26 protein-coding genes are annotated in these 25,582 nt (G+C 69.8%); 12 read left to right on the top strand and 14 right to left on the bottom strand.

Annotated features, from left to right (window positions below):
• Nucleotides 1–30: 30 nt before the first annotated feature.
• Nucleotides 31–1,446, top strand: coding sequence for a hypothetical protein (locus KUM44_RS22150; RefSeq protein WP_308402692.1), 1,416 nt, complete (start codon nt 31–33; stop codon nt 1,444–1,446).
• A gap of 53 nt (nt 1,447–1,499) precedes the next feature.
• Here the strand turns inward: KUM44_RS22150 and KUM44_RS22155 are convergent, their stop codons facing one another.
• A complete protein-coding gene (locus KUM44_RS22155) occupies nt 1,500–4,199 on the bottom strand; it encodes a TGBp1 family protein (RefSeq protein ID WP_217210285.1) in 2,700 nt (899 codons plus the stop codon).
• 142 nt (nt 4,200–4,341) lie between these two features.
• On the opposite strand from KUM44_RS22155, the gene KUM44_RS22160 reads away from it, so the two are divergent.
• Nucleotides 4,342–4,680, top strand: coding sequence for a hypothetical protein (locus tag KUM44_RS22160; protein WP_217210233.1), 339 nt, complete (start codon nt 4,342–4,344; stop codon nt 4,678–4,680).
• A 182-nt stretch (nt 4,681–4,862) separates the two neighbouring features.
• Here the strand turns inward: KUM44_RS22160 and KUM44_RS22165 are convergent, their stop codons facing one another.
• Nucleotides 4,863–5,303, bottom strand: a complete 441-nt coding sequence (locus KUM44_RS22165; RefSeq protein ID WP_217210234.1) for a hypothetical protein — start codon at nt 5,301–5,303, stop codon at nt 4,863–4,865.
• Nucleotides 5,304–5,516: 213 nt separating this feature from the next.
• On the opposite strand from KUM44_RS22165, the gene KUM44_RS22170 reads away from it, so the two are divergent.
• Entirely contained in the window at nt 5,517–7,379 is a 1,863-nt protein-coding gene (locus KUM44_RS22170; RefSeq protein ID WP_217210235.1) for an ATP-binding protein, read from the top strand.
• Between the two features lie 191 nt (nt 7,380–7,570).
• Here KUM44_RS22170 and KUM44_RS22175 read toward each other — a convergent pair whose 3' ends face one another.
• The gene (locus KUM44_RS22175; protein ID WP_308402693.1) at nt 7,571–9,382 is read right to left on the bottom strand and encodes a zeta toxin family protein; all 1,812 of its coding nucleotides are present in this window, start codon (nt 9,380–9,382) and stop codon (nt 7,571–7,573) included.
• Nucleotides 9,383–9,512: 130 nt separating this feature from the next.
• On the opposite strand from KUM44_RS22175, the gene KUM44_RS22180 reads away from it, so the two are divergent.
• From KUM44_RS22180 to KUM44_RS22190, 3 genes are read left to right on the top strand one after another with little or no spacing between them, the layout of a single operon-like run.
• Entirely contained in the window at nt 9,513–11,675 is a 2,163-nt protein-coding gene (locus KUM44_RS22180; RefSeq protein ID WP_217210236.1) for a helix-turn-helix transcriptional regulator, read from the top strand.
• A gap of 6 nt (nt 11,676–11,681) precedes the next feature.
• Nucleotides 11,682–12,239: an XRE family transcriptional regulator gene (locus KUM44_RS22185; protein ID WP_217210237.1), complete on the top strand. Its 558-nt coding sequence runs from the start codon at nt 11,682–11,684 to the stop codon at nt 12,237–12,239.
• A 10-nt stretch (nt 12,240–12,249) separates the two neighbouring features.
• Nucleotides 12,250–12,831 (top strand): hypothetical protein, encoded by a 582-nt coding sequence (locus KUM44_RS22190; RefSeq protein ID WP_217210238.1) that lies wholly within the window; start codon nt 12,250–12,252, stop codon nt 12,829–12,831.
• A 204-nt stretch (nt 12,832–13,035) separates the two neighbouring features.
• On the opposite strand, the gene KUM44_RS22195 is transcribed toward KUM44_RS22190, so the two are convergent.
• The 7 genes from KUM44_RS22195 to KUM44_RS22225 form a co-directional block, all read right to left on the bottom strand.
• Entirely contained in the window at nt 13,036–13,542 is a 507-nt protein-coding gene (locus KUM44_RS22195; protein WP_217210240.1) for a hypothetical protein, read from the bottom strand.
• Nucleotides 13,543–13,628: 86 nt separating this feature from the next.
• Entirely contained in the window at nt 13,629–14,102 is a 474-nt protein-coding gene (locus tag KUM44_RS22200) for a hypothetical protein (RefSeq protein ID WP_217210241.1), read from the bottom strand.
• Between the two features lie 276 nt (nt 14,103–14,378).
• Complete coding sequence (locus tag KUM44_RS22205; RefSeq protein WP_217210243.1) at nt 14,379–14,891, bottom strand: DUF6233 domain-containing protein; 513 nt, start codon at nt 14,889–14,891, stop codon at nt 14,379–14,381.
• Nucleotides 14,892–15,313: 422 nt separating this feature from the next.
• Nucleotides 15,314–15,721: a DUF6300 family protein gene (locus tag KUM44_RS22210; RefSeq protein WP_254389904.1), complete on the bottom strand. Its 408-nt coding sequence runs from the start codon at nt 15,719–15,721 to the stop codon at nt 15,314–15,316.
• 128 nt (nt 15,722–15,849) lie between these two features.
• Nucleotides 15,850–16,680, bottom strand: a complete 831-nt coding sequence (locus KUM44_RS22215; RefSeq protein ID WP_217210245.1) for a Crp/Fnr family transcriptional regulator — start codon at nt 16,678–16,680, stop codon at nt 15,850–15,852.
• Complete coding sequence (locus KUM44_RS22220; RefSeq protein WP_217210252.1) at nt 16,680–16,925, bottom strand: hypothetical protein; 246 nt, start codon at nt 16,923–16,925, stop codon at nt 16,680–16,682. The genes KUM44_RS22215 and KUM44_RS22220 overlap by 1 nt, the downstream gene beginning before the upstream one ends.
• A gap of 674 nt (nt 16,926–17,599) precedes the next feature.
• Complete coding sequence (locus KUM44_RS22225) at nt 17,600–18,196, bottom strand: hypothetical protein (protein WP_254389905.1); 597 nt, start codon at nt 18,194–18,196, stop codon at nt 17,600–17,602.
• Between the two features lie 94 nt (nt 18,197–18,290).
• Between KUM44_RS22225 and KUM44_RS22230 the strand changes: the two genes are divergently transcribed.
• Both KUM44_RS22230 and KUM44_RS22235 read left to right on the top strand, forming a co-directional pair.
• Nucleotides 18,291–18,884 carry a terminal protein gene (locus tag KUM44_RS22230; RefSeq protein WP_217210253.1) on the top strand — a complete coding sequence of 198 codons (594 nt, stop codon included), beginning with the start codon at nt 18,291–18,293 and terminating at the stop codon, nt 18,882–18,884.
• A 104-nt stretch (nt 18,885–18,988) separates the two neighbouring features.
• Nucleotides 18,989–19,597 carry a hypothetical protein gene (locus tag KUM44_RS22235; RefSeq protein ID WP_217210254.1) on the top strand — a complete coding sequence of 203 codons (609 nt, stop codon included), beginning with the start codon at nt 18,989–18,991 and terminating at the stop codon, nt 19,595–19,597.
• Nucleotides 19,598–19,701: 104 nt separating this feature from the next.
• Here the strand turns inward: KUM44_RS22235 and KUM44_RS22240 are convergent, their stop codons facing one another.
• Both KUM44_RS22240 and KUM44_RS22245 read right to left on the bottom strand, forming a co-directional pair.
• Nucleotides 19,702–20,433 (bottom strand): phosphotransferase, encoded by a 732-nt coding sequence (locus tag KUM44_RS22240; RefSeq protein ID WP_217210260.1) that lies wholly within the window; start codon nt 20,431–20,433, stop codon nt 19,702–19,704.
• Between the two features lie 112 nt (nt 20,434–20,545).
• Nucleotides 20,546–20,962, bottom strand: coding sequence for a hypothetical protein (locus tag KUM44_RS22245; protein WP_217210262.1), 417 nt, complete (start codon nt 20,960–20,962; stop codon nt 20,546–20,548).
• 235 nt (nt 20,963–21,197) lie between these two features.
• Between KUM44_RS22245 and KUM44_RS22250 the strand changes: the two genes are divergently transcribed.
• The 4 genes from KUM44_RS22250 (at nt 21,198) to KUM44_RS47615 (ending at nt 23,129) form a co-directional block, all read left to right on the top strand.
• Nucleotides 21,198–21,410: a hypothetical protein gene (locus KUM44_RS22250; protein ID WP_374202061.1), complete on the top strand. Its 213-nt coding sequence runs from the start codon at nt 21,198–21,200 to the stop codon at nt 21,408–21,410.
• A 327-nt stretch (nt 21,411–21,737) separates the two neighbouring features.
• Nucleotides 21,738–21,968, top strand: a complete 231-nt coding sequence (locus KUM44_RS22255) for a hypothetical protein (protein ID WP_217210263.1) — start codon at nt 21,738–21,740, stop codon at nt 21,966–21,968.
• The gene (locus KUM44_RS22260) at nt 21,958–22,215 is read left to right on the top strand and encodes a hypothetical protein (protein ID WP_217210265.1); all 258 of its coding nucleotides are present in this window, start codon (nt 21,958–21,960) and stop codon (nt 22,213–22,215) included. The genes KUM44_RS22255 and KUM44_RS22260 overlap by 11 nt, the downstream gene beginning before the upstream one ends.
• A gap of 665 nt (nt 22,216–22,880) precedes the next feature.
• The gene (locus KUM44_RS47615) at nt 22,881–23,129 is read left to right on the top strand and encodes an endonuclease domain-containing protein (protein WP_374202062.1); all 249 of its coding nucleotides are present in this window, start codon (nt 22,881–22,883) and stop codon (nt 23,127–23,129) included.
• Between the two features lie 158 nt (nt 23,130–23,287).
• Here the strand turns inward: KUM44_RS47615 and KUM44_RS22270 are convergent, their stop codons facing one another.
• Complete coding sequence (locus KUM44_RS22270; RefSeq protein ID WP_217210270.1) at nt 23,288–23,734, bottom strand: helix-turn-helix domain-containing protein; 447 nt, start codon at nt 23,732–23,734, stop codon at nt 23,288–23,290.
• Nucleotides 23,731–24,435 (bottom strand): hypothetical protein, encoded by a 705-nt coding sequence (locus KUM44_RS22275; protein ID WP_217210275.1) that lies wholly within the window; start codon nt 24,433–24,435, stop codon nt 23,731–23,733. Before KUM44_RS22275 ends, KUM44_RS22270 begins: the two co-directional genes overlap by 4 nt.
• Nucleotides 24,436–25,582 lie beyond the last annotated feature (1,147 nt).

The raw sequence follows: 25,582 nt of genomic DNA on the forward strand, positions 1-25,582 counted from the left end.
CGCGGGGTCAACAGCGCCGACCACCTGTATGTGAAGTCGGCGGCCGCCGCCTGGCTCCGTGACCGGGACCTGTCGGCCGATGTCGCGTTCGTCCAGCCGGACGGGGTTCCGATCGGCTCGGTGGTGGACATCCGGTTCCCCCGCGGCGGGCTGCGCGTGCACTTGGACCAGGCGGTGCCGCCCGCGTGGGACCACGAGGGCCGTGAGCCGGTGCTTGGGGTGTCGGTGCCGGTGGACCGGGACACGCTGATCGACCGCTGGTATGTCCATCGCATCCGGCTGGACAGCGACGGCACCGCCCGCAAGGTCAGTATCGGCACCGAGGCGTTCGCCCGGGAAACCGAGTGGTTCGCGCTGGACGACTGCGAGATGACGGAGCGCGGTCTGTCGACGCCGGCAGTGGAGCAGATCGTGCGCTCCCGCAGTACACGCCCCGTCTCCCAGTGGGGTGTGGCCAAGGCCAGGAAGGCCCCGGACGCCCGCGCGCGGGCGCAGGTGCTGCTGCGCAAGCTGGCCGACGCCATGAGGGTGGAATCCGTCCTCGTGGTCACCCAGGTGCGCCGCGACATCGCCGATCTGACAGGCGTGGAGGGGGAGCTCCAGGACCAGCTGGCGGCCGCCGTTGCGGACGCGGAACGCTGGCTGGAGGACCAGACCCAGGTGCGGCGAGAGCTCTTCTCTCGCCTGGAGGACGCCCTCGCCGCGCGCGACACGGTGCAGGTCCGTCAGCGGCTGGCGCGCGTCAACGCGACCGCGAGCCACGACCGCACCGCCACCGAGATCACCATTGTCGACGTGGCGGCCGGGTATCTCGCGGAACAACAGCAGGCCTACGCGGAGCAGCTGCAAGCGGAGGCGGCGGCGAAGCTGGCCGAACAGCAGGACGCCCGGGCGCGGCGGGCAGCCGACCGGGTGCGGACACTGCTGGCAACGCTGCAGCGCCGCGGGGACACCGGGTCCCCGAAGGTGATGCGCAAGCTGGTGCGAGAGCTCCTGCACGCGGCATCAGATGCCGGCGACCATGTCGAGGCCGACCAGCAGGAGCAGATCTCCGTGTGGAAGACGCGGGCGGACATCGGCAGGCCGCCGGCGCAGACCGCCCGCCCCGCCCCTGCACTGGGAGCACCGCAGGCGGTGCGGCACCAGCAGGTGGCCCGCCGGTACTGGATCAAGAGGAATTGCCCGCGCTGCGGAGCCGCGGCGGGCAAGAACTGTGTCACCAACACCCGGACCGGTACTGGTGCCGTGTCGAAGAGCCCCCACTACGAGCGGATCGAGCCCATCCTGGCGGACCGCCAGGCCAAAGCGGACCGACGCCGTCGGGCACCGGGGGCGTACGACATCGCCTGCCCGGACTGCGGAAGGCCGCCGGGTGACCGCTGCGCCTCACCAAGCGGCGGCGTGCATCGCGCGCGTGTCGAGCGTGCGCGGGAGACCCGTCGGTAAATCGCCGCGTCCAGACACCCGCTGCCAAGGCCCGGTTGTCGACCTCGGCACTGCTACGCGGTGCCGCCCAGGCGGTGTTGGCGGGCGGTGACCAGGGCACGCCAGCGGGCACGGACGGCCGATTCACCGTCGAGCCACTGTATGGCGGGCCCGGCGGGCTGGGGCAGGTCGCCCATGGCGGCCGCGAGGTGAACGTAGTAGGCGAAGTCGCCGTTCGCGGTCGCCGCGCGAAGACGGTCGATGGTGGCCGTCACGTCGTCTTCCGCGCCGCGTACAGCGTGGTGGAAAGCGAGGGCAGTCTCCAGGAGCGGGGTGAGCCAGGGGAGCCCGGCGACGGTGATCTCGGTGCGCAGCACGGTGGCGCGGTCGGTGACGTCGCGGTCGGTGCCGGCATCGCGTACGAGGGCGACGACCTGGGCGAGGAGGGTGGTGGCGCGCTGGTCGAGCTGGTCGAGGAGCTGGTGGGCGAGGGCGAGTTCGTCGTCGGCGCGGTCCGGGTCGGCGAAGGCGGTGACCAGGGCGATGTGGGTCTGGGCGATGGCCTGCTCGCCCGGGGCGTCGTGCTGTTCGGCCTCGGTCCGCGCGGCTTCGAACGCGGCGACGGCCCGCTCGATGTCGCCGTGGGGCCAGTGGATGTGGCCCAGGACGCGGTGATGACGGCCCTCCCATCCCAGGGTGGGGACGGCGGCGAGAGCGGTGGGGAAATCCCCTCGGATGCGGGCGAGGTTGGCAAGTCCGCGGCGGGCGCGCGGGGCGAGCCGGCCGTCGGCGTCGGCGACTTGGCGGTAGCCGTCCAGCGCGTCGCCGGTGCGGCCCAGGTCCTTGTGGGCCTTGGCCCGGTAGTACAGGGCGAGTTCGGCAAGTTCGCCGTGCAGCTGGCCGGTGTCCAGGACGGCGGTGAGGCGGTTGGCGGTTGCTTCGCGGTGCTCGTGCTGGCGGCGGGTGATGGCGGTGAGGAGTTCGGCCAGGGCCTCGGCGGGCGTGTCCGGGCCCGGGTGCGAGCCGGTCCCGGACAGGGGTGAGGCGTGGGTGGGCGGTGAAAGGGGTTCCCAGACGGAGTCGTCGGTGTAGGCGAAGGCAGCGTCCGTGAGCCAGGTGAGGTCTTCGAGGTGGTGGTCGCGGGCCAGGCGCAGGCCCTGGCGCAGGCACGCGACCAGGAGGGGCCGGCCGGTGACGAGAGCGCGGGCGTCCTGCCACTGCTGCCCGAGGGCAGTGAGGGCGCGTTCGGCGGCGCGGTGCCAGTCGGTGGGGGTCCAGCGGTCCTCGGTGTGGTCGTCGGCCGTGCGCAGTGCGCTGCGGATGGCGCCGTGGAGGTGGTACGGCCAGATCGCGTAGGGGTCTTCGGCGACCATGGGCCGCTCGATGAGCCGGCGGGCGGCTGCCTGGTGGGTGAGGCCTGCGGCATGGGTGGCCAGGTCCAGGTCGAAGGCGTCCAGGAGGCTGGCGCTGCGCAGTACGTGGCGTTCATCGGCGGTGAGGTCGGACAGGGTGCGCGCGATGAGGGCGGGGAAGGTGTGGTCGAAGTCGGCTGGCGTGGGGGTGCGGCCGGTGCGGCGTATCTCCAGGAAGCGGGCGACGGCCAGGTCGAGGTGGAGCGGCAGGCCGTGCGAGCGCTGGGTGATGACTGCGCGGATGTCCGCGCTGATCAGGGGCTGGTCGTCCTGGGTGAGGCGGTGGGCGAGGTAGGCGTCGCAGTCCTGCTCGGAGAAGTCGCCGACCAGGTGCTGGCGGGCGCCGCCCTGTCCTGCGGCCCGGGCCGGCTGACTCGTCTGGGGGGCGAGGCCGGGCCAGGCGGCGGGCCCGGTGTAGTCGAGCTGGCCCTGCAGGGCGGTGTCGGCCCATGGCAGACGGTTGCGGCCGCTGATGACGAAGAAGCAGTTCGGCATGAGCCACACGAGCCGCTGCAGGAGTCGCTCGGTGTCGCGGTGGCGGTCACCGGTGTCCTCGAACGTGTCGAACAGGATGACCGGCGTCACCGCCTTCTTCGCGGGCAGGCGGCTGATCTCCCACGCCAGCAGGTGCGGGTAGAAGGAGAGCGCCTCCAGGTCGGGGTCGGCCTCCAGCAAGGTGGCGGTGCGGGCGCAGCCGGCGAGGGCCCGCGCCCGTTCGCGGCGCTCGCGCAGGGCCTGCACGAGCGCCGTGGTGACCTGCCCGACTGCTGCGCCCACCAGGCCGGGAAGTTGCAGGGCGCCGATCGTCTCGGTGACCGCGGCCTGTATCTGCTGCGGCAGCATCTGCCCGAATTTCCCGGCCAGACCGGTGCGGCGGACGTATTCATCCAGCGGCTCGCCGGGGTGCTGGACGTCCCAGTAGCGGCGCAAGGCCAGGTCGAAGCTGGGCAGGGGGAGGCCGACGGCGGCGGCCAGAGCGAGCCGGATCGTCAGCACGACGCGCTCGAAGTCCCGGCCGGTCGATGCCGAACGGGCCAGGTCGATGCGGATCGGCAGGATCTTCTCGCCCGCCCAGGGGGGTGCACCCCACTGGTGGGGGCGTGCTTCCGCTGTGGTGAACGCGGATTCGAGCTTGCGTAGCAGGGTCGACTTGCCGACGCCGCCCACCCCGTGGAACACGATCACGTTGGTGCGCGGCGCTTCGAGGTCCTCGACATCGAAGCCGGCATCGGCGATGTGTCGCAGGTGTTCCTCGAGGGCGGTGGCGACGACGTTCCACTGGGCACCCCGGTTGGTGAACGCCTCGTTGCTGCCCACGCCATTGGGGTCGTTGGAGCTGAACAGCGCACGCAGGTCGGTCATGTGACGAAGTCCCCCCGAAAAGTGATCATCGGCGGCCCCAATCTATGCCGCGTACCGTGGCCGGCCACAGTCCCGGATCAGCCCACATCCGAGAATGATCTTTTCGTCAATGGATTCCCGACACCCCGAGGTGGTTCTTCCCATGCACGACTCCGACTCCGCATCGTCCTCGCCGTCGTCCCCTGACCCCCAATCCCCGTCCGGACCGCCTGCAAGCCCGGGCGGCAGCAACACCGTCGGGGTTGAGGAAGCGCACCAGATCCTGGGCACCGTCATCGCCTGGTACAACCGGCAGCTCCTGCTCGCACGGCGCTCCGATGACCAGCAGCGCCTGGAGGAACTGACCGCGCAGCGGCAGGAGTGCGTCGAGGACCAGGTCCGGCTCAGGGAAGCCGGGCCCGAGGAGACCGCGCGTCTCGCCGACGTCTACACCGAGCTGCTCAAGGAGCTGGAGGCTTCCGTGCCGCAGTCGGAGGCGTAGCCGCGGTGCTCGCCGCGCGGTCTGGCCTGCCTGGGGGTCCGGGCCGACGCGGCACACCGAAGCGTGCCGTCTCAAGATTGGTTCCAGAACGAGGTCGTTGCCAGAGAGTTCGCGGCCAGGGGCGACGACGAAGGCGAGGCTGCTAACACCTTCTGTCCATGACGAGACCAGCGAAAGCCGCGTCAGTCCTGTGTGGAGGGCATATCCGACTTTGGCGACGACGAGGGCGTGGTGAAAGTTATCCCTGAGAAGTCTCTGCCCTGCAAAATCGGCCCGTGGAAGGTGCCACCGCTGATCGTGCTGTGGACTTCACCGTCGCCGGCGCGAACCAGCCTCGCCTGTTCGTGCCATCGCTCCAAGTCCGTGCGGAAGTCTGTGTCCACCGCCGCCCGCACCGCCAGAGCGGTACTCAGTGCCTGCGCGCGTGCTGGGTCGGTCGGGGACCGCTCCAGCTCCACCAGCTCCGCCTCCCCCGAGCTCACCGAAGCACCATCCTCAGTGTCCTGCCCGTTTTGGAACGGGCGGCGGGCTATTGCACTCAGCCCCGCCCACGCCTGTCGGCCGATCTCACCGCCAGCCCCGCCCGCCAATGCCACCAGCAGTCCGACCGATACGGGATCCATTCGGCACCCTCCGTACGTGCACGCTCAACAGGATCAACACGCTACGAGGAAACCTGGTTCCAGCGAAGCCGATTCGAGCATCCGCGCCGGCGTGCCGTGGGCACCGCACGACATCGCTGGCGCCCTCCGGACGGCCCGCCGCAGAGGCTCATGACCAGGTGGGCACCGTGGAGTGATACTGGGCTGCCGACAGGAGTGGAACATGGGGGAGCAGTGTCCGGGGAGCACGACAGGCGGCACGCAGACCGGCAGGCGCACAACGAGATACACAACGAGATCACGGGCGGGGTCTTCCTGGGCCCGGTGATCCAGGGCAGGGACATCACGATACGGCCGCCCGGGCCCGTCCCCACAGCGATGTCGGGTCTTCCCCCCGCCTCGGCCACGTTCACCGGGCGAGATGAGGAGGTCGCCAAACTCCTCCAGGCCTTGGCGCCCGGCGAGCGACATCAAACGGTCCTGGTGTCGGCGCTCGCCGGATTGGGAGGGATTGGCAAGACAGAGCTGGCCCTGCAGACCGCTGCGCGCGCCTTGCGCACCGAAGGCTGGTTCCCCGGCGGGGTCTTGTTCATCGACATGTTCGGGTACGACCCTGAGAACCCGCTCACCCCCGAGCACGCGCTCACTAGCTGGCTACGCGCCCTGGGTGTACGCCACGAGGACATCCCACCCGACCTTCAGGGACGTTCCCTGCTGTACCGCAGCAGGCTGTCCGCGTTCGCGGCAGCAGGTCTCCGCGTCCTCGTCGTGATCGACAATGCCTCCAGCGAGGACCAGGTACGACCGTTGCTCCCCACCGACGGCGTCACTGCAGCCCTCGTGACCTCCCGCGACACCCTAGATGTGGGCGCCCGCCTGCACGATCTGGGCGGCATCGACGAGGCCGCCTCCATCGAATTGCTGGACCAAACCATCCGGGAAGCGCGAGGCTCCGACGACACCCGGGTGTCGGACGCGCCGCATGATGCCGCCGTGATCGCCCGGTTGTGCGGGGGCCTGCCGCTGGCCCTGAGGATCACCGCCGCGCTGCTGGCCGACAGCCCCGGACGCCCCGTGGCATCGTTGGCCGACGCCCTGAAAGCCGAGCACTCCCGCCTGGACCGGCTACGCCGTGGAGACCGCGCGGTGCGGGCCGCCTTCGATCTGTCCTACCGGCGTCTCACCGATCGCGACAGCAGGCTCTTCAGGCTGCTGCCCATCAACCTCGGTCCTGACATCTCTACCGAGTCCGCTGCCCAGCTGGCGGACGCTACCGAAACTGAGACCGAGGACGTTCTCCAAGGCCTCGCCCGCGCTCACCTAGTTGACCCTGGGGCAGCCTGGGGCCGGTGGCGCATGCACGACCTGGTGCGCCTGTACGCCAGTGACCTTGGCCGAGTCCACGCCGACGGCGACGACCGCGCCCAGGCACAAAAGCGGCTTCACCAGCACCTTGCGAACACTTGCAACGACGCGCGTGCCGTCATGATCAACTATGGCCGAACCAACTACCGCTCCCCCCGATTCAACCGCTGGAGGGAAGCCGAGGAGTGGATCGCGGCCGAGCGCCTTAGCATCGTTAGCGTGATCACGGCCGACCCGCCGGTCGCTGAACCCAAGGTGTCTACGGTGTTCGCCGCAGTGGTCCAGGACTATCTCAGCGAGGAGCGCATGCTGGACGACCTGCGTGCCATCACTCAGGTCATCCGGAACATCGCAGACAAACGCCAGTGCTCTCCCGCACTCAGTAACCTCGCATTGTTCCGCCTCGGCGCCAGTCACGTCCGCGCAGGCATCAGCGAAGAGGCGATCCCGATCCTCCTGCAGGCGGCGGCCATCGCACGCGCCAGGGGTGCGGCCGAGTACGAGCAGACGTGCCTCGAAAAGCTTCGCCACGGTCTGCACAAGATGCATACGAGGAGGGTGCTCGATCCGGAGGGTCAGCAGATGATCGAGGACTACGTCTTTGGGCAGGACGAGGTCCTGTGGGTCGAGCACTCCCGCCCCAGGGCAAGGGTGGACGATCCATGGGCTCCATGGGCATGCGGCTGTCGCACATGCTGGAGCAGGCTGATGGCGGAAGCCCGGAGCGTGTAGACACAGGGCTCGCTCGCCTCTTGCGCGGGCGCCCGAAGGATCCGACGGTGCTTCATCCCTTGCGGCGGCCGCCTTCCTGTGGGGCCCTTACACTCCGTCCGCCCCCGGGCGCCAGCATGCCGAGATGCTTGAGCGAACTCCTGCGCGCTGGCACGCCCCGTGCACTGCTGCCGAAGCTGAGCTAGAACCGCCTAGGCGGGCACGGGCAGCGCGGCCGTCGGGGCGGGCGGGTGGAGCTGGCGTGGCTGCTGGGCGGGCATCAGCGGGCAGGCCAGGCCGGCGATCGTGATGAGGTCGTCGCGGTACTGCGGCATCGCCCTGTGAAGTCGGCGCTGTACGGCCCAGAAACGTGCTGCTTCCTCGGGGGTGTAGGGGCGGGCCTGTTCCGCGAGCAAGGCCAGTTCGGCCGCCGGGCGGGATGTCCAACTCCCCTGGCCATCCAGGGTATTGCGGTATAGAGGGTGGGCGTCGCGCCGCATCACCAGGACTGAGTCCACGGCGGACAGCCGCTCCGCGGCCGCCACCACCTCGGGCAGAACGGCGTAGTGCAGGTCATGCCCGGCGGCGGTGGTGAACCGCGTGGGCACGCCCCGCTCGCTCACGCGGGCGTAGCGGGCGGCCGTGCCCTGGCGGGAATCGGCCGCGCGCACCGCCAGGACGACCAGCTCCACTCGATAGCCGGCCTGCTGGTACAAAGCTGCGCTGGTGACGAACCCGGCGGCGGTTGCCGGGGTGATCTCGATGACCGCGTCGCCGCGCCGCTCGCGTACGTATGCTTCGGCCTGCGCCTGCCAGGCCCGGTAGTCGGCGCGGATGCGTGCCGAGGCCGTGCGCGGCTCCTCACGCAGCAGCTGCAGGTAGTCGGGGTGGTTGAACTTGAAGTCGTCGCCTGTGATGTGGGTGGGGCCGTCCCGTAGCGTGCCGCGGACCATGTGAGCGGCCCGGGTCTTTCCTGCGCCGGGCTGGCCCATCACATACACCGCGACGGGCTTGTCCTGCGGTGTGATCCGCCCCAGGGTCGGAACGATCAACTCGTCGAAGATCCAGCGGTGTTCCGCCGCGGAGAGCCGGTGGTAGTCGACCCCGGGCGCCTGCCGGCGCGGCTGGACGGTGCGGCGGACCGGTTCGGCCCACGCGGCGGCGCGCTCGGCATCCCGCCGCACCGCCAGCGACCAGTCCTCCGGCAGCCGGGGATCGGCAAGACGCCGGTCGGCGTCGGCGAGCTGACGGCGGAATTGGCCTGTCTCCCTGGCGCCCCACGGACGCCTCCGCTCCGCGAGGACCGCGTCTGCCGCGCCGGGCGGGCGGCGCCAGGTCCCGGCGGGGTCGAGTTCGTTGTCGTACACGGCCAATAGCGCCGTCTCGGTGGCGCGCCGTACGACGAAGACCCGGTCCGCCAGCCGGGCGGCTTCCACCATGGTGAGGGTGTCGACCAGGGCGGCTGCGCAGGCGTCGTGGTTGTCCCAGGAGACGTAGCGGGCCCGGCCCTGTTCGGCGAGACGCAGGTACCGGTCCAGAATGCCGAGCTGGCTGACAGCCTCGGGCACGGCCAGGGCCACGATCTCGATGCGGTAGCCCGCCTGCCGGTACGCGGCGAGCCCGGCCAGGAACTCCTGTGGATGCGCCAACGGCGCCTCGACCACCGCGTCGTACCGGTTGTGCCGCACGTGTGCCTCGATGCCGGCCTGCCACTGGTAGGTCTCCGGCCGCACCCGCACCCCGGCGGTGCGCACGTCTTCGGCGAGGAAGGCGGTGTAGTGGGGGTGGGCGCTCTTGTAGGCGTCACGGTCTACGCGTACACCGCCGCCCCGCCGCATGAGCGCGGCGTGCACCAGGTCGACGACCAGCGTCTTGCCGCTGCCGGGCGGCCCGGCGACGAATACCACCACGGGCTGTTGCTGAGGGGCGGCGTCCTTGGTCCAGGTCGGCAGGATCTGGGACGCCAGGATCTCCTCGTGCTGCCCTTCGGTCAGGACAACCGGGATGACGTCCTCGTCTTTCACCGCAACCCCTTCAGCTCGCCTTACTGGTCTGTCGCGCCACAGAGCATACAGTCAAATGTGATGTTCAAAGTGAGGTTCATAGTTACGTTGAGTGTGAAGTTCGGGTAGGGTGGGCGTAGGAGGTCGCTGTATGCCCACAGAAGAAGAACTGATGGCGCGGGCCGCGGAGCTGCTGGCCCGAGGCCCTCTGCTGCCACCGCCGGCCGAACGGAAGCGGCTGCGTGAAGCCTCAGGACTGACCCAGGAGGACGTGGCGGTCGCGCTGCAGACGAAGCGCGAGACCGTGAACGGCTGGGAGACCGGCCGCACGATGCCCCGCCCGCCGCGTCTCGCTGCCTACAAGCACCTGCTGGACGGGTGGGCCGAGCAGTACCCGGCTCCCACGGACAACGTCAGCACCCACTCCGGCGTCACGGCCACGGAGACGTTCGCCGGCACATCCGCCTCGGCGCCGGCGACCGCGAAGGCTCCCGCCCGTCCGGCGGCGAGCAGCACCAGGCCGTCGACGTCGCGACGCACGGGTGCGAAGAAGGCGGTGGCGAAGAAGACCACCACGGCGGCCGCCGTGGACCCGCGCTTCGAGAACGGCCCGCTCGCGGTGGTCGACTGCGAGGACGGGCAGGTGTCGGCGTACTGCGTGGGCGGCCTGGTCCTGGACGTGCCCGCCAAGAGCATCCCGGCGCTGGTCGACTGGACGCTGTCCGAGGCCCGCCTGGGGCAGGCCCGGCTGCACCGCAACGGCCGCGACGCCGACCCGATTCTCGTCCTCACCGCTTCCGCGCTGGAGCGCTACGGTCTGCCCGCCGCCCTGTCGCAGGAGGAGCGGCGCGCGAGCCGACTGGCGGCCGGCCACAAGGTGGTCAAGCAGATTGAGAAGGCCGGACTCCAGCTCACCCAGCGCGGGTTCGGGCCGTGGGCCCGCGTGTTCCGCGAGCCCGAGGGGTCCAAGCGGCGCTGCGTCCAGCTGTGCATCCTGCCCTGGAACGCGCTGGACGCCCGGGAGTGGGACAAGAAGGACGACCCGCAGCTGCCGACGATGCACCCGGCCGACCTCGCCCGCTACCTCGGCCTGTACGCGGCCCGGGTGACGACGCCGCGCGGCAGCACCGCGACGACCGGCCTGGAGCTGATGACCGCGCTGCGCCCGCCGACCCGCGCGGAGAAGGACGAGGCCACCGGCGAGTTCAAGCGAGCCTTCAACGACGACGCGCTCACCCAGCTCTACCCCGTGGTGGAGTGCGAGGTCCCCGACGAGCACCCGATCCTCAAGGGCAAGTTCGCCCGGCACCACGAGCGCACCCCGGCAGAAATGCTGATGGAGGAGCCCTACAACTGGTGCCGGCCGCTGACCGATGACGAGTGCATGCAGCCCTACCTGGTTGCCATCGACGTCAACATGGCGTTCGCGGCGGCCGCGAATGGGCTCACCGTCGGCCTGAACGGCCCCACCCGTCTGACCGGCAACCCGAAGTTCGACCCGGCGTTGCCCGGCTCGTGGCTGGTCGACCTCTCCCACGTCGACCTCGCCCACGTGTTCGGGCGCACCATCGACGTCGGCCGGCTCCCCTCGCCGTTCACGCCGACCGGCGAGCACCCGACCGGCCCGGCCTGGTACGCCACCCCGACCGTCGCCTACGCGGTGGAGCTCGGCTTCGACGTCGCGCCGATCGAGGCGTACGTGCGCACCCAGACCGGCCGCTACCTGGACCCCTGGTACAAGCGGCTGCGCGACGCGTACGTGGAGACGATGGCCGACATGGGCGTCACCACCGACCTCACCGGCCAGGAGTTCCTCGAGGCGATGGGGCGGCGCAAGCAGGTCGACCCGACGATGGCGCTGCTGGAGACCGCGATCAAGGCGACGGCTAAGGGCGCGATCGGGAAGCTGAGGCAGCGCAGCCGGGGGCAGGTGCCGTACTACGAGCCCTACCCGGCGCTGAAACGGGAGACGTGGCGTCCCGACATCCGGGCCGCCGTGCTGGCGAGCCAGCGCGTCGGCCTGCACCGCAAGATGTTGAAGACCGCCGCCGCGGCCGACGTCTACCCGGTCGCGATCGGCACCGACGCGATCGTCTACCCCTCGCCCGGCCCGTCCCCGCTGGACGTCCTGCCGCACACGGCCGAGGGCAAGCCGGCGCCGGGCTCGTTCCGGCTCGGAGTCTCGCCCGGCATGGTCAAGCACCAGGGCACCCAGACCGTCCTGTGGGCGGAAGCCCAATTCGAGGAACACGGCGGCGTCTTCAACATCGCCAACCTCATCAAGACCGACCAGAGCGCCGGAGAAGGGGAGTAGCAGGTCATGGTCGACTCGCTCGGGGACAGCCTGGATCACGCACTGGAGTCGGCGTTCACCCGCCGAATCCCGCAGAGCGCCCAGGCGCAGATGAAGTACCTGGTCAAGCAGCTCAAGGGCACCAAGGCCGCCGCGCAGGCGCTCGGGATCTCCCAGCGCACCGTGGAGCGCTACGTCGCGGGCAAGCTCAAGCGGCCCCGGCAGGACCTGCGCGGCCGCATAGAGCGTGAGGTCAAGCAGCGCTGGCAGCCGCAGGTGCGGGCAAAGGCGAGGAAGAAGGCCGCGAGCACCGGCGGCCTGGTCGTCTCCACCCGGGCGAAGTTCGGGTTCACCGCGGAGCCCGGCACCACCGAAGACGCCCGGATCCGCGACATCACCCAGGCCCTGCCGCCTGAGTTCGCCGACCGCCTGTTCACCGCCCGCGAGCAGGGTGCCACCGAGCAGGAGCTCCAGCAGATCGCCGCCGACGGCCTCGCCCGGATGTACTTCCGCGCCAACAACAGCCGGGCGCACGGCCTGGGCGTGGAGTTCACCGACATCGAGCACATCCAGATCGAGCTCTAGGAGAGAAATAGTGTCCGCTGAGTTCCCGCCCATCGACCGCGACAAGAGCCCGCTGTTCGACGCCGACCATGACCCGGTCCGCATCGCCGACGCGCTGCGCCGCAGCCCGCACTTCATCGCCGCGGACGCCGACGCTGGCGGCGACACGGTGTGGTTCACCACCGAGGCCGGCATCAACTACACGCTGACCTTCAAGGACCCGGAGCCCACCGACGACGACCTGCTGCCCGAGCCGGTACTCACCGAGGCCATCGCCGCGGCGATCCTCAACCACCCCGGCTTCGTCACCGCAGATGCGGACTCGCCGCGCGAGGACACCATCACCGTCCAGACCCGCAACCAGGTGCGCCACCTCCTGGTCCTGGACATCGCCCGGGGCAACGCCATCGCCGAGGAAGACCTGTCCACCCCGGCCGTCGACGTCGCCCTCGCCGCCGACCGGCTGCTCGCCAGCGACCCGAGCGACTCAGAGCGCGCCACGGCCGAACTCCTCAACTACGTGGCGGCCACCTGGGACAAGCAGGACCACCCGCTGCGCGAGCACGCCCAGGCCGTCGCCCGCGCCCTGCCCCAGCAGCGGAGCGAGGGGTGATAGCCACCGTTCCCGCCTCCCACGGATTCGGGAAAGCCAAGCTGCAGCTCGATAGCGACGCCGCAGAGCACGAGCGCCGCCGGGCTGACCACCGCCACCGGCCACGGCTTCGGCGGCACTGGCTGTCGACCCCGTAGCTTGCGCCGTACGCAAGTAGGCCCCGAACCGCGCGCCGGTTCGGGCCCCTCGTGACATGACGACAGATCAGCCGGCAGCGGCCTTCCGTTCGGCCAGCATCTTCTTCGCCTGCTGCAAGTCCTCGTACGTTGCGGCGTGCAGCGTCTCCATCCGGGCGAGCGCCTTCGTGGTGTCGTCCTTCTTCATCGCACTGCCGGCGAACTCCAGCAGCAGCTCCACCATCGCGTGGCTCTTCCAGTGGCGCAGTTCCGCCTCGTTCAGCAGCGCCGGTCCGCCGGTCATCATCAGGTCGACCAAGCGCTCCCGGGCCCGCCACTCCCGGCGTCGGCGCCACCAGCCCGCGCCCGGCCGGTTCAGGTCCCGCACCTTGCGGATCTGCTCCACCATGGCCCGGATCTGCGTCTCCTGCTCGGGCGTCCACTGCCGCTCAGAGCCGTCAGAGAGCGCCTGTACGGCCTCCCGGACGGCCTCCCGGACGGCCTCGCCGCCCTCGCCCGCCCCATCGGCGCTCAGCTGCTCCACGGCCTTTCTGAGCGACGCTTGTGCCACCTGTGCGTCGTCATGTTCGGACACGCTCACCCCTTCTTCTCGAACGCGCAGCATGCCCGGCGGGCGGCGCTCCGGGCAATCGGGTGGCCCGGCCGGCCGGGGCGGTGTTCCTACTGCGGGTCCGCCTCGCCCGGGGAGGCCGGCGCCCGCCGGGAACGGATGACGTCCGGCAGCTGGCGGGAGCGGGCGGCCGGGATGAAGAACAGCCCGACCATGCCGAGCCCGGTCACCGCGACACTCAACAGGCCCACCGACACCGACGGTTCGTCGACCGAGGCGACTCCGCAGAACACCGACGTGACGGCGACGAACACCAGCGACCCGGCGATCCATGGCTCCCGCAGCGGGGAACGGGTGCGGGCCACCACGCTGGTCCACCACGTCCAGCCCGCCATCACGCAGAACAGCACGGCCGCCGGCGGCAGCAGGACGGGCGGCACCCACCGCGCGACGTCACCGCGGTGCAGCTGCTGCCCGGTCAGGTAGCCGACCTGGACCAGCCACACCAGGTACACCGGCACCTCGACCGCGATCACCACCCACATCAGGATCCGCAAACCTCGTAACGCGCCCCGCTCGCTCATCCCACGCCCTCCCCCTCGATCATCAAGACAGGGGGAACGTACTGGCCCGGCTTCCGTGCCCACCAGGGCGCCGTCACCCGCAGGGGTGGAGATCAGCCGCCGGGGTGCGTGCCGTCGCGGTCCTCTGTCCACAGGCCCGCCGGGATGTGCTGATCACATGACTGACGATGACGCGCAGCATGCCCCGCGGCCACGGCCCGGAGCAATCGGCGCCCGTCCATCCCGGCCTGCCCGTCTGGCGAGGCTATGGGGACCTCGCAGGCCTGCGGCGGCCGGTCAGCGGCCCTGGTCGAAGCCACGCAGGACGGGGTCCAGTTCGGCCGCAGCCCCGCACAGCGAGCACAGCCTCACGCCCGCCTTCTCGGCAGCGTCCAGGGCGCGCTCCAGCTCCAGCACCGGCGCGCCCTCCGGGGCCTCGTCACAGTCCGGGGCGTGCAGGACGCCGCGGTCGGGCCCGGGGGCGTCCAGCTTCTGCAGCACCCAGCCCGTCGGCCGGCGCGGCCCGAGGATCTCGCGCACCGACCGCGACGGCGGCGCCTTCAAGTACGTCGTCGGGACGTCGTCGTACGAGACCCCCTCAACGCGCTGGACGTGGGCGGGAGCCTGCACCCACACCGTGTACCAGGCGGCCTCCACGGCCCCCTCAGCGGTGTTCTGCCAGGCCGGGACGGAGACCCTGAACAGCCAGCCATCGGGCCTCTGCTGGCGCTCGTGGAGACGTCCGGTGACCTTCTGGCCGTCCGGGAGGACCACCGTGATGGGCGGCGGCTCGGGCGGTGTGCCCGCCACGGCTACGACTCCTGCTCCTGGCCGTCCGAGCCGGTCGCGAGGGCGTGCTTGAGCTTGCTGCGGGCGTCCGGACGCTCGGGCCCGGAGACGTCGTTCCAGAAGGCGTGCGTGAGGATCGCATCGGTGAGCTCACGTTCCCGCTCGCGCAGCGCGGCGACATCCTGCTGTTCCTGCTCCGACCAGCCCGGCGAGTCCGGGTACGCGCGGGATGTGGCGAGCCAGTAGCCCTCCGGACGCTGCCAGCCTCCATCGGCTCCACCGAGTACGGCAGCTTCTCGTACAGGGCGGCGAGGTCGGCGCGCACCTCATTGAGGGCCTGCTGCGCGGTGAGGAGGTCGTCGGGATAGTCGTACGTTGCCACGGCCCAACAGTAGTTCGACCCGGCGGCCGCGCTGCCCGGCGGCGCCAGTACGGGCGACGGCTCAGGGCTGGTCTGGCGGCGTTTCCTGCCAGTGCCAGCCGTGTGCGGCCATGCACTCCTTCGTCCGCTCCATCAGCAGGTGGGCGCCCTCCTGGACGCGGCTCATGTCGTGGCCGCCGTCGTTCGCGAACCACGGGACGAGAAGGCCGGCCGCCGGGCGGTCGACGTCGCCGGTGGCGCAGGCTGGGCACAGCTCCAGATGGATGGGGCGCCGTGTTCGTCGTCCTGCGGCGCCACAGCGCTGATGAGGTCGCCCCGGCAGCGTGAACACTGCGGCGGTCGGTCGGAGAACCTGAGCAGTTCCATGGCCAGCCCCGTTGCTCTGGACGTGGCCCTCCACCCAAGACCCGCTGACCTGCGCCGTCAACCTTGCCGCGTTTCCAGACAGACCCAATCGAAAAGTTTTCATAAACTTGCAAAATGAATCAGAAGGAGGAGGGAGTGAACACGGACGGGAAAAGTCCAGACCATAAAGGAGCGCCTGCCGTGAATGGATATCACGACAGGCGCTTTCCGGTTTCCGGGATTCCGCTTTTGCTAAATGGAAGCCAGGGTGCGGGCCAGGCTTCCCTGCGGGAACTGCAGCTCGCTCGCCTCCAGCAGCCGGCGCACGGAAGGGAACTCGTAGGATCGGTAGCCGGTCACCACGGTCTTGCTCTTACGGAGCTGCGTCAGTGCTCCTTCCACCGAGGCGATGCTGAGGGAGAGCGCGTCCGCGAGGTCGGTCTGGGTGGGGCCCTCGACCATGAAGTCGTACTCCCTGCCCGGCACCGCGCAGTGCATGAGCAGGTGCCCCAGCAGGCCGCACAGCCGCTGTTCAGGTTTCATCCCGTGCCGGTTGTAGATGCGCTCGGTGGCTTCCATACGGTCTACGACAGAGCTGCCGATCGCTTTCATCAGGCCGGAGTTGGTCTCGGCCAGGACGCGCATCCGGTCCAGCGGGATGGCGAGCGTCCAGGTCTTGGTGAGGCACTTGGCCATCGGCGGGGGCGTGTTGTCGTCGAAGACCTCGACGCTTCCGACCACGGCTCCGGCCCCGAGGAAGCGCACCGTGGACGACGGGCCTATCTGGGTGCGCTCCAGCACGCACCCGGTCAGCACGATGTGCACGGCGGTGCCGATGCTCGGTCCCCGTAGCTCGTGCCCACGCGGGTACGTCCGCGAGCCGGCCGAACCGACCGAACCGCTCGTCTCATCGAGGAAGTTCTGGCGGGTCTCCCTGGGGAGCTTGCGCAGGAAGGGGTTGCGCTCGAAGACCGTGCCGAAGCGGCTGGGCGTCTCCTCCCGGTCGATGCGGCCGGTCGCCACGTCCACGTTGTAGAAGGACGATCCGATCTGTATGGGCTCGTCCTTCTTCCAGAAGGCCATTACATGCCCGCCTCTCCCGCGGCGCTGGGCTGCGGGGTCGGGGACACGACGGCCGGTGGCGAGGTGACGTGGGCCGACGGCTCCAGGGCGCGGATGATCGGCGGGAAGGCGACAACCAGGCTGACGAACGCGGCGATCACCACCGCAATGCGCGCCGGGGTCGACGACAGGACTTTGACGGTGAAGGCGACCGTCGCCGACATGATCAGAAAGATCACGACGACAGCGATCAGGAATGCTGACATTCTCTGTTACTCCATTTACGAAGATTGGCCGGTCCAGGTGCAGGAAGACGCGATCCGGATCGGTGGTCCGAAGAAAATTCGCGGTCTCCCGGTAGCCAAAGACGATATCCCACACCCAGGACTGCCTGAGATCTCGTATGTCGACAAAACGGCACCGTCGCCGACTCCCGGAACGGAGCCCCTGAAAATCCCCAAACGGAAGGTGTTCCACGCCTACTCTTGGGTAACTCCCCAGTTTTAAGGAATGGCCTTGGGGGGTGGGCGGTTACATTAACCGTGCTGACGTTGAGCCTGGCCGGTCCAACACCAGCTGTCGGGCTGCGGCCCCGGGGGGTGGTACTCCAGGGGCCGCCCGACATCACCTAAACCGCAGGCAGCATCCGTAACACATGACACTTGCGCCGTCACACGGAGTGGCCGTGCCCCTGTCAAAACGGGTGCGCTGCGACTTTCCCTATTTATGGGGTGAGTGCGCCCCTGCACGCCGGTCACTCCTTGTCACGCCCTCCGGGGGCCGGTGACGGCAACGAAATCCGTAGCCACGGGCCGTTCAGGAGAGAAGCATCACACCGCTCTACTGCGGTTTCCCGTAACACGCCTGACGGACCGTCGGGTGCAGGCACGGCAGGATCACCCGGTCAGCCCGCACTGCCCGTGACCGACGTGCGCGGCCACTACGGTGCGCCGCCCGCGGACCGCACCCGCCTATCCCCGGCCCTCCCGGACAGGTCCTGGCCGCCAACTGCCACGACGAGGCCGCGCGCTTCGGCGCCCTCGCCGCGTAGCAGGTCTGGGCGGACATCGGCGAGGGCGAAGGCCCGCTGGAGACCGGCCACGAGGACGTCGTCGATGCGGTAGCGCCGTGCGCGCTCGTCCCGCTGAAGGAGCGGGCCGGCGCCTTCCGGGCCGGTACGGCGCTGTACCGCCTTGACGCTGGTCAGAGTGCCGCCGATCTTCGACGGCGGAATGGGGGCCGTCGGGTGGTCAGCGAAGTGGCGCTGGACGTCCTCGTAGGAGGCGCCACCTCCCAGCTCGGTGACCCGGCGCAACACATCCCGGGCGCCGGGCATGAGCGAGGCGATCATGCGGAACAGCAGTTGGTCCGTCCAGCCGTCGGCGAGGTCGTCATCAGCGAGGTTCTGAGGACCTGGACGGGGATCCGGGGCGTCCGGCCAGATCTCCGGAACGGCCGACCGCAGCCCGTACGCAGCCTGGACGGCGGCGATCGCCTGCTCGTAGGTGTCCGTCTCGGTGTCGATCGTCAGCCGCATGACGCCCCCCTCCCCGCGATGATGTGCTTGCGGCCCCATCCTTCCCGGCTCCCGGCGTCCTCTGTCCACAGGGGGCCGGCCCGACGCTGTCTGTATGGATGATCAGCACACGAACCCCACGTCGGCCCTGCTCCGGCGCATGCTCTTCGAGGGCCTCGGACGGGCCGACCGGGCCCTGTTCACCCGTCCCGCGCCGAAATCCGCGCGAGCCCAGATGAAATTCCTTCTCACGCGCGCGAAGGGCTCCACGGCGGCCGTAGCCGAGCGGCTGGGCGTCTCCCGCCGCACCGTGGAGCGCTACCGCTCGGGTGCCATCAAGAGGCCTCAGAAGCGCCTCCAGGCGGCTTTGGTGGAGGAGACCGAGGCGCAGTGGCAACCGCAGGTCAGGGCGCAGGCGAGGCAGCGCGCCGCCACGTCCGGAGGGCTCGTCATCTCCTGCCGGGCCTACTTCGGATTCGGCCCGGAGGGGTCCTCGGACGCGGGCCGGGTGAGGGACGTCATGACCGCTGTCTCGCCCGCGCACGCCGACCTGATCCTGTCCGCCCGGGAGACTGGAGCGACGGACAATGAGCTGCACGGGCTGGTTGCGGAGGCCATCGCCGACGCCTATTTCCGCAAGGAGGGCGGCGGGCGCGCGGGCGTGCACGTCGAATTCAAGGACGTGGACCGGCTCGATATCTCGTTTTAGCCGCACGGAATTCATGGCTGCTATAAACCTGTCTACGGCTGCCGTGCTCACCGCGCGGCAGCCGGATTTCCTGTCACCGTTCCCGCGACGATTGGGAGGCTCGTGTGAGCACCCCCGCACCCCGATCCCACCGGCGCCCGCGCGGGCCCGCCCACCGCCCGGCCGTGCCCCGCGAGCCGATCGACTGGGCGAAGGTCGGGCGCGGCGCGGTCCGCCGGCGGGCCCGCGGCATGAGCCACGCGGAGGCGGCGGCCGCCCTCGAGGAAGCCGAGCTGCAGCAGCACATGGTCCGCGACCACGAGGACCTGGCCGGCGATGAGCGCGGCCCGGCCGAAGTCGCTGAGTGGGCACGCATCGTGCAGCTGCTCGCCGACGTGGGAGGCGTGTACGACCCGGACGCCGACGCGGTGGTCCAGGACGAGCTCGCCGTTGACGCCGCACGCGAGCGCGAGCGGCAGCTGGATGACGAGAAGCGCCGCCAGGAGGAGGAAGCCGGAGCCGCCCGCCGCGCGGCCCTCGCCCCCGACGTCCTGCGCCACGCCCTGCTACGTACCCTCGCCCGCACCGGCCTCCTGGACGGGCTGAGCGAGGACGAGCGGGCCGCCGTCGACCGGCTTCCCGACTCCGACCCCGCGGCCGCGCTCGCCGTCAACGCCCTGCTCGTCCGCGCCCACGAAGCCGGATCCGGTTTGCGTCCGGGGGCCGCGTCGTGACGGGCGCCCCGGACACGGTCGTCGCCGTGTGGGTGGAGTCGACCTGGTGCGGCACCCGGTTCGAGACGCTCACCGCCGACGGCCAGGTCCACGTCGTTGATCCATCAGGCCAGGGGCGCTTCGAAGATCGCGCGGTTGGCCGCGGTGTAGGCGTGCTCACGGTCGGACCACCGGATACGTTCGGCGATCTCGCGGTCATCGGCGACGTGCTGGGACGGGCCTGCGAGGTGGCTGCGCCACCAATGGGCGTTTCGGGCCTGGCGGTCGAGCGCGGCGTCGATGAGGCGTAGGCGGGCGGCGGATTCGAGCCGGTACGCGTCGGCGAGGACGCGCACCTGCGCCGCCTGTGCGGTGGCGGGCGGAGCGTCGGGTTTGGAGGAGATACACCAGGTCCACGCCATGTATCCGAGGTCCTCGAGGGGGTCGCCGGGGGCGGCGGTGTCGAAGTCGATGAAGGCAACCGGGACGTCGTTCGCGAAGACCGTGTTGTTCGGCCCTGGGTCGTGGTGACAGACCACGGGGTGCCGGCCGGCCAGGCGGCTGCCGCGAGTGGCGTCGTGGAAGGCGCGGAGAAGGGAGCCCGCGGCGGCCACCTGTGTGTCGGTCCAGCGTTGGAAGCGGGCAGGCACCCAGCCGGGGAGGTAGCTGAGGACCTCCCGACCGGCCGCGTCGAACCCGAGGTGACGCGGAGCGCCGGTGAAGCCCTGTTGCCAGAGGCGACCGAGCAGCTCGGCGACGAACGAGGATGACGCGGCGATCGGCCGCCGGACGGTGCTGCCGACCCTGACTACGCCAGGGGTGATGCGTCCGCCGGACAACGGCACTTCGTTCTCCATGGCTACATCCTGCTCGTGCCTGGCGCTCAGCCGACCCCCTGCCTGCGCAGGGCCGTCGGTCAAGGTTCGATGGCGCAGGACATCACCGACGTTCGACCGGTGCTCCGGCAGGTCAGAAGCCCCGGAGCGAGGCGTCGTGGTGGCCGCCGGAGACGGGCGTGTCCATGGGGTGCAGCCAGCGCAGCGGAACGGTGAGCGTGCCGACCCGGGGGAGCTCCACGGGCTCGTCCTCGGCATCGAGCAGCATCCCGGTGACCTGGTAGCCGTGACCGGGCGGCAGACCGAGGGCCTCCACCTTGTCCTCGGTGAGCTCCACCGTGACGTGGGTCGTGGAGACCATCCGCAGGCCCTGGGCGGTACGGGCCTCGGTGGCGACGTCCGTGACGGACAGCGGGAAGTACGTGCCGCGCAGCCAGCTCAGCGCCCACCAGGAGTCGCCCATCGTCTCCGGCCGGTACCGCCGGTGCGGCAGCGCGAACGGCACCTCGCAGGGGTACGTCTGCCCCACCCGGACGTCCTTGGTGCGCATGCCTCCAGGGTGCGCCCCGCCGCCCGCGACGTCACGGTCCGCACCCGCCCCGCGCAGGCCTCGCTCACCCGTACCCACCGCATCCCTGACCTGCACGATCAAGCCAGGAGGGCCGCTTTGCCGCCAACCCCCGTCAACCCCGGCGCGATCGAGGTCCTTTCGCGCTACACAAGAACACCGGAGTGAACGCGCGGTGCTCGCAGGGGAGTTGTGGACTAACGGGAGGTCCGGGCACGTGATCGTGACCATCAACGTGGCGGTGCTGCTCGCCATCATCATCGTGTTGCGGCTGCGCCGCCGTACGCACTCCCGGAGCCGGTTCGACGAGAAGATGACCGTGGTCATCTGCCTCACGTTCGGGGTGCTGATCGCGCCGACCGCGTTCGGGAAGTCGATCCTGGACGTCGTCACCCAGCTCGCGGAAGGCCTGTCGAAGGCCGGCGAATGACCCCGTCCTGACCCGCCCGCCGGGACCCAGCTCGCCGTACGAACCTGGGTCCAGCTGGGTCTGCTGGGTCCTGGGTCCGGCGTTTTCCCAGGTGACCACGCGAACCTGGGTCCACCTGGGTCCTGGGTCCAGCTGGGTCCGCAGATCTGTGTCATCGGCGCCGATCTGTGTCATCCCCCCCGTTTTCCCAGGTGGCCGTGACCATCTGTGTCACTGTTCAGCTGTGTCATCTGTGTCATCGGGCAGGTTTCGTCCGTACCGCAGACCGGCGCCGCGCCCCGGCGATACCGTGAGAACACACGCCAGATGACGCCCCAGGAGCCCTCGATGAGCCAGGAGCCGGCCGCCACGCCCGACCGCCAGCCGCTCGACGAATCCGCCGCCGAATCGGTCCGCAAGTACGCGGCCGACCAGCGCGCCAAGGTCGACGTCCTCGCCTCCGTGCTCGAGGACATCGCCGAACACGGCTACCCCTCGCCGGAGGCCGGCGTGCCGTGGGAGGTCGCCCGCGATGCCCACCTCGCCCGCCTCGCCGACGGGCAGCCCCGTGTCGCCTGAGCACGGCCCGCGGCGCTCCCGGGGCATCCTCGTGGAGCCCGCGCTCACCCAGCTGGCGAAGCTCACCGCGTCCGAGACGCACCGCCTGGACCGCGCGATCGTCGCGATCAGCGTCAACCCCGAACTCGGCACCGAGGTGCCCGGCACCCTGCTGCGCGACTACGTCGACGAGATCGACGGCGTACGGGTGATCTACTACGTGACCGCCCTGGGGTCGATCACGATCGTCGCCTACGTTGAGGCGTAGGGCCTCCCGAGCACCCCGCAGCAGCGCCCCGGACACCACCCTCGTCCGGGCGCTGCTGCTTCTCGCTGCTCGGTTGCAGTGGGGCGTGCTGTTCGCCGCTGCTCGTGGGTCGCCGGGGCGCTGCACTTGTTGCTGGAGAGCATTGACACTCGGGGCCGGACAGGGCCGGAAGCCAGGCGGCACAAGGGTGCTGCACGGGGAGCGGGCCCGTTGCTGCACACAGCAACGCCGTGCAGCAAACGAACGGTTGTTTGCTGCACGACCCTCTAGCGCCACCGACAGGCCACCCGCACGAGGACCCCGTGATCATTCCTTCACCCATGGCCACCTTTGCGGACAGTGAGCGCCAGTTGCGCGCCGATGGCACCGCTCCGAACATGACGCCCGTGTTGATCGAGCGGGTTCTCATGGCCAAGAGGCTCATTGATCGCTACCGCACGAACCGATGTCGTGGGAGTCGCCACTTCCCCTGTCGCAACGGGACCATCCAAGGGGTTCCGGCCTGTCTGCGCCACCTAGATGCCGACGAGCTCCAGGCCGTGGAACTCCTCCTCCGGTGGGCTCATCCGCTGGTTGACCGTTGGTTGTCCCAGCTCCCGCCCGCCTGTTGGTTCTGGCCTGCACCAGAAGCAGCACAGCCTCGGTATGTGGACGCTGTGCCCTTCATGTTCGACTGGCAGCAGTCCCGCTGCGCGATCTGCGGTCGGCCTGGTCGACGTGGCGGGACCCGCTCCGACTCTTTGGTCCTGGACCATCACCACGAGTCCGGCATCGCCCGCGGGTTCCTTTGCCACCCCTGCAACAAGCGCGAAGGGCTGGACCGGCCGGGCGATGGCCGCTACGCGAACTACCGTCGACGGCCACCCGCTGCGTTGCTCGGCTTCTCCGTCCCGTACGGCCGACAGCGCCCGTGACCCACCTGCATAGGAAGCGGCTGCGCCCCCAGGTTGTCCGTGCGCGAGGCGACCTTTGTCCACGCTGGCAGGGATCTTTGGTGTCGCCGCCGACACCAGACACACAAACGGCGCCGCACGTGGGGTGCAGCGCCGTAGTACCGGCCCGGCCGGGCGGGTCAGGAAACGGCTTTGAGGTTCTGGCGGCGTTTGGCGTCTTCCCGGCGCCGGCGCTTCTCGGCGAGCTGGTCCTGGTAGGCGGTGACGGCCCTGCGGTAGCGGTCGACGAAGTCGGTGGAATTGAGGCGCTCGTGCTGCGGCATCGCCTTGACGGCCGCGATGGCATCCTCGGGTGAGGCGTAGGCGGCGAGCATGGGGTTGAGCTGGTAGACGCCGGCGCGCTGTTTCTTCACCAGCTGCGCCAGGTCCAGGTCGCGCAGGGCCGCGTTGACGGCCGTCCGGCTCAGGTTGAGCATCTGGGCGATGGTGCCCTGGTCGATCTCGATGCGGCCGCCGGGCTCGCTGTGGGCGCGCAGCTTCAGCAGCACGCGGTAGGCCGCGGGCAGCAGGTCGAGATCGGCGACGATGCCTTCCGCGTTGACGGCGGCGAAATGCAGACCGCTCACTGTTCGGCCCCCTTCTCCTTCAGCTGCGCCCGCTCCTGGCGCCGGCGAGCTCGCTCGTCTGCCCGTTCCTTACGCAGCCGCTCGATCTCCTGCCTCATCTTCTCCAGTGAAGGGAAGCGCACCAACTCGGGCAGGCTCTGGTCCGCGCGGATCTGCTTGAGGGTGACGTGCTGGTCAACCTTGATGTACTCGGGCTCCATGGTCTCGGTGCCCGGGATGAACTCGGCTACGCGGTAGCTGTAGGGCGGGTTGAACTGGTACACCCCGCGCTTCACCCGGAAGACGATGCCGTGGGACATGATCTCGCCCAGGGCCTCGTTCACCTTGGTGCGCGCCACGTCCAGGACGGTCGCCATCTCGTCCTGGGTCAGAGGGATCCGTCCGCCGGCCTTCTGGCAGGCGATCATCAGCAGGATCAGCCGCAGCGGCAGCGCCTCACGGAAGAACTGCGCGATGACGAGGAAGAACTCCAGGCTGTCCATGGAGAACGCGTTCGGCTGCTCCGGCGTCCCGTAGAACTCCATGGGCTTGCGCTGCTCGCCCAACGAGAGCTTCCGGCCCGGGTACTGCCGTGCGACGTCGTCCAGGTCCTTGACGGGCCGTAGCGGCCGGTCCCAGGCATCGGCGGGATCGTCCAGCGGCAGCTTCGGCTGCGGCGCCTCCTTGGCGCTCGGACGGCGGCGCTGCGGCTCAGTCGACACGAAGCTGCTCCCACATTGTTGATCGCCGGACGCGCAGCAGTATGTCAGCTCTGCTTGAAACCGATGTCGCTCCGACACGACATGCCGCGCAAGTTGTGTCCCCCCAGGGGGACAGATCTCCCCCCTGCCCGTCCAGCGATCGGCCCGCCGGGCACATCCGCCCCAGAAGTCGCTTCTGCTTGACATGGGCGCTCGGAACATGTCGCCTCTAGTTGACATTGAACGGTCGATATGCCCCCTCAGTCGGGACAGATCGACCGAGATCTGTCCCGTCAGCCGGTGCATATCGCGCGATCTGCAACGCGCTGACCTGCGGGTTCTTGATCTCGGTATGTATCAAGTGGCTGAGGTCCACCCGCAGGCGCCGGCCGGACCCCTCGTGGCTGAGGCGGCTTCGCGTGCGGGCCCATGGACCCACGCAGACCGTAGGCGGCACCAGCGGCTCTGAGTCTCGGGTGGTGCCGGCCGTGACGGGACAAGCAGCAGCAAGGCGTCGCTGGCGCCGCCGGGGGTTCCGCCGCCCGGCCCGGGGGCCGTTCGGCTCCGATACCTCCGCATGCAGAATTTCGACTTTCCCATTTCCGAAGTTCCGTTCTGTGGTTGAGGTCAGTCCAGCAAAGGTGAATTTGGCAGCCTCTATCTGTGCTGGATTTCGATGAAACTCAAAGTTGAAACCAACGGGCTTTTTCTGCTGACAGTGGTGCGCCCTACCGTTTCCAGACTTTATCTAGTACTCCAAAGTGATGCACATCAATCGATGCCGATCACCCGATGTGGCTAGACCCCCCAGCGGTTCACGCTCCCCCGACCCTCCGTCACCTCCCCTCGCCCTCCCGGGGCATGTCCCGCGCTTTCGTCTCCCACCGCCTCCCCGTCCTACTGCTGCTGCTTTTCCTGCCAGTTCCCCATTGCTCGCGGGGTGTTGGGGCTGGAGCGCAGCGGAGGCCCCGTTCCGGGCTCGGGGCGGGGGCGGCCGCATCGCGGTCGCTGGCGCGTGGCGCGGAGCGCGGCGCGCCCAACTCATGGGCGCAGCCCGTGAGTTGACGCCGTGTCACGCAGTGACACGGCTGGCGCTCACGCGGAGCGGGAGCGTAACGGTTGCGCGCAGCGCAACCGTTCGCTGCTACGGGCGAAGCCCGTAGGGACC

This window comes from Streptomyces sp. AC550_RSS872 (genome assembly GCF_019049285.1).
In the GTDB taxonomy this organism is placed as follows: Bacteria; Actinomycetota; Actinomycetes; order Streptomycetales; family Streptomycetaceae; genus Streptomyces.

Bases quoted from the DNA above. Each gene is read 5' to 3' on its own strand.
- KUM44_RS22165 (WP_217210234.1), bottom strand. From the start codon at position 5,303: ATGGATCCCGTATCGGTCGGACTGCTGGTGGCATTGGCGGGCGGGGCT.
- KUM44_RS22255 (WP_217210263.1), top strand. From the start codon at position 21,738: ATGAGCCAGGAGCCGGCCGCCACGCCCGACCGCCAGCCGCTCGACGAA.
- KUM44_RS22215 (WP_217210245.1), bottom strand. From the start codon at position 16,680: ATGGCCTTCTGGAAGAAGGACGAGCCCATACAGATCGGATCGTCCTTC.
- KUM44_RS22230 (WP_217210253.1), top strand. From the start codon at position 18,291: ATGGATGATCAGCACACGAACCCCACGTCGGCCCTGCTCCGGCGCATG.
- KUM44_RS22210 (WP_254389904.1), bottom strand. From the start codon at position 15,721: ATGAAAACTTTTCGATTGGGTCTGTCTGGAAACGCGGCAAGGTTGACG.
- KUM44_RS22225 (WP_254389905.1), bottom strand. From the start codon at position 18,196: ATGCGGCTGACGATCGACACCGAGACGGACACCTACGAGCAGGCGATC.
- KUM44_RS22185 (WP_217210237.1), top strand. From the start codon at position 11,682: ATGGTCGACTCGCTCGGGGACAGCCTGGATCACGCACTGGAGTCGGCG.
- KUM44_RS22155 (WP_217210285.1), bottom strand. From the start codon at position 4,199: ATGACCGACCTGCGTGCGCTGTTCAGCTCCAACGACCCCAATGGCGTG.
- KUM44_RS22180 (WP_217210236.1), top strand. From the start codon at position 9,513: ATGCCCACAGAAGAAGAACTGATGGCGCGGGCCGCGGAGCTGCTGGCC.
- KUM44_RS22160 (WP_217210233.1), top strand. From the start codon at position 4,342: ATGCACGACTCCGACTCCGCATCGTCCTCGCCGTCGTCCCCTGACCCC.
- KUM44_RS22220 (WP_217210252.1), bottom strand. From the start codon at position 16,925: ATGTCAGCATTCCTGATCGCTGTCGTCGTGATCTTTCTGATCATGTCG.
- KUM44_RS47615 (WP_374202062.1), top strand. From the start codon at position 22,881: ATGTTCGACTGGCAGCAGTCCCGCTGCGCGATCTGCGGTCGGCCTGGT.
- KUM44_RS22200 (WP_217210241.1), bottom strand. From the start codon at position 14,102: ATGAGCGAGCGGGGCGCGTTACGAGGTTTGCGGATCCTGATGTGGGTG.
- KUM44_RS22245 (WP_217210262.1), bottom strand. From the start codon at position 20,962: ATGCGCACCAAGGACGTCCGGGTGGGGCAGACGTACCCCTGCGAGGTG.
- KUM44_RS22240 (WP_217210260.1), bottom strand. From the start codon at position 20,433: ATGGAGAACGAAGTGCCGTTGTCCGGCGGACGCATCACCCCTGGCGTA.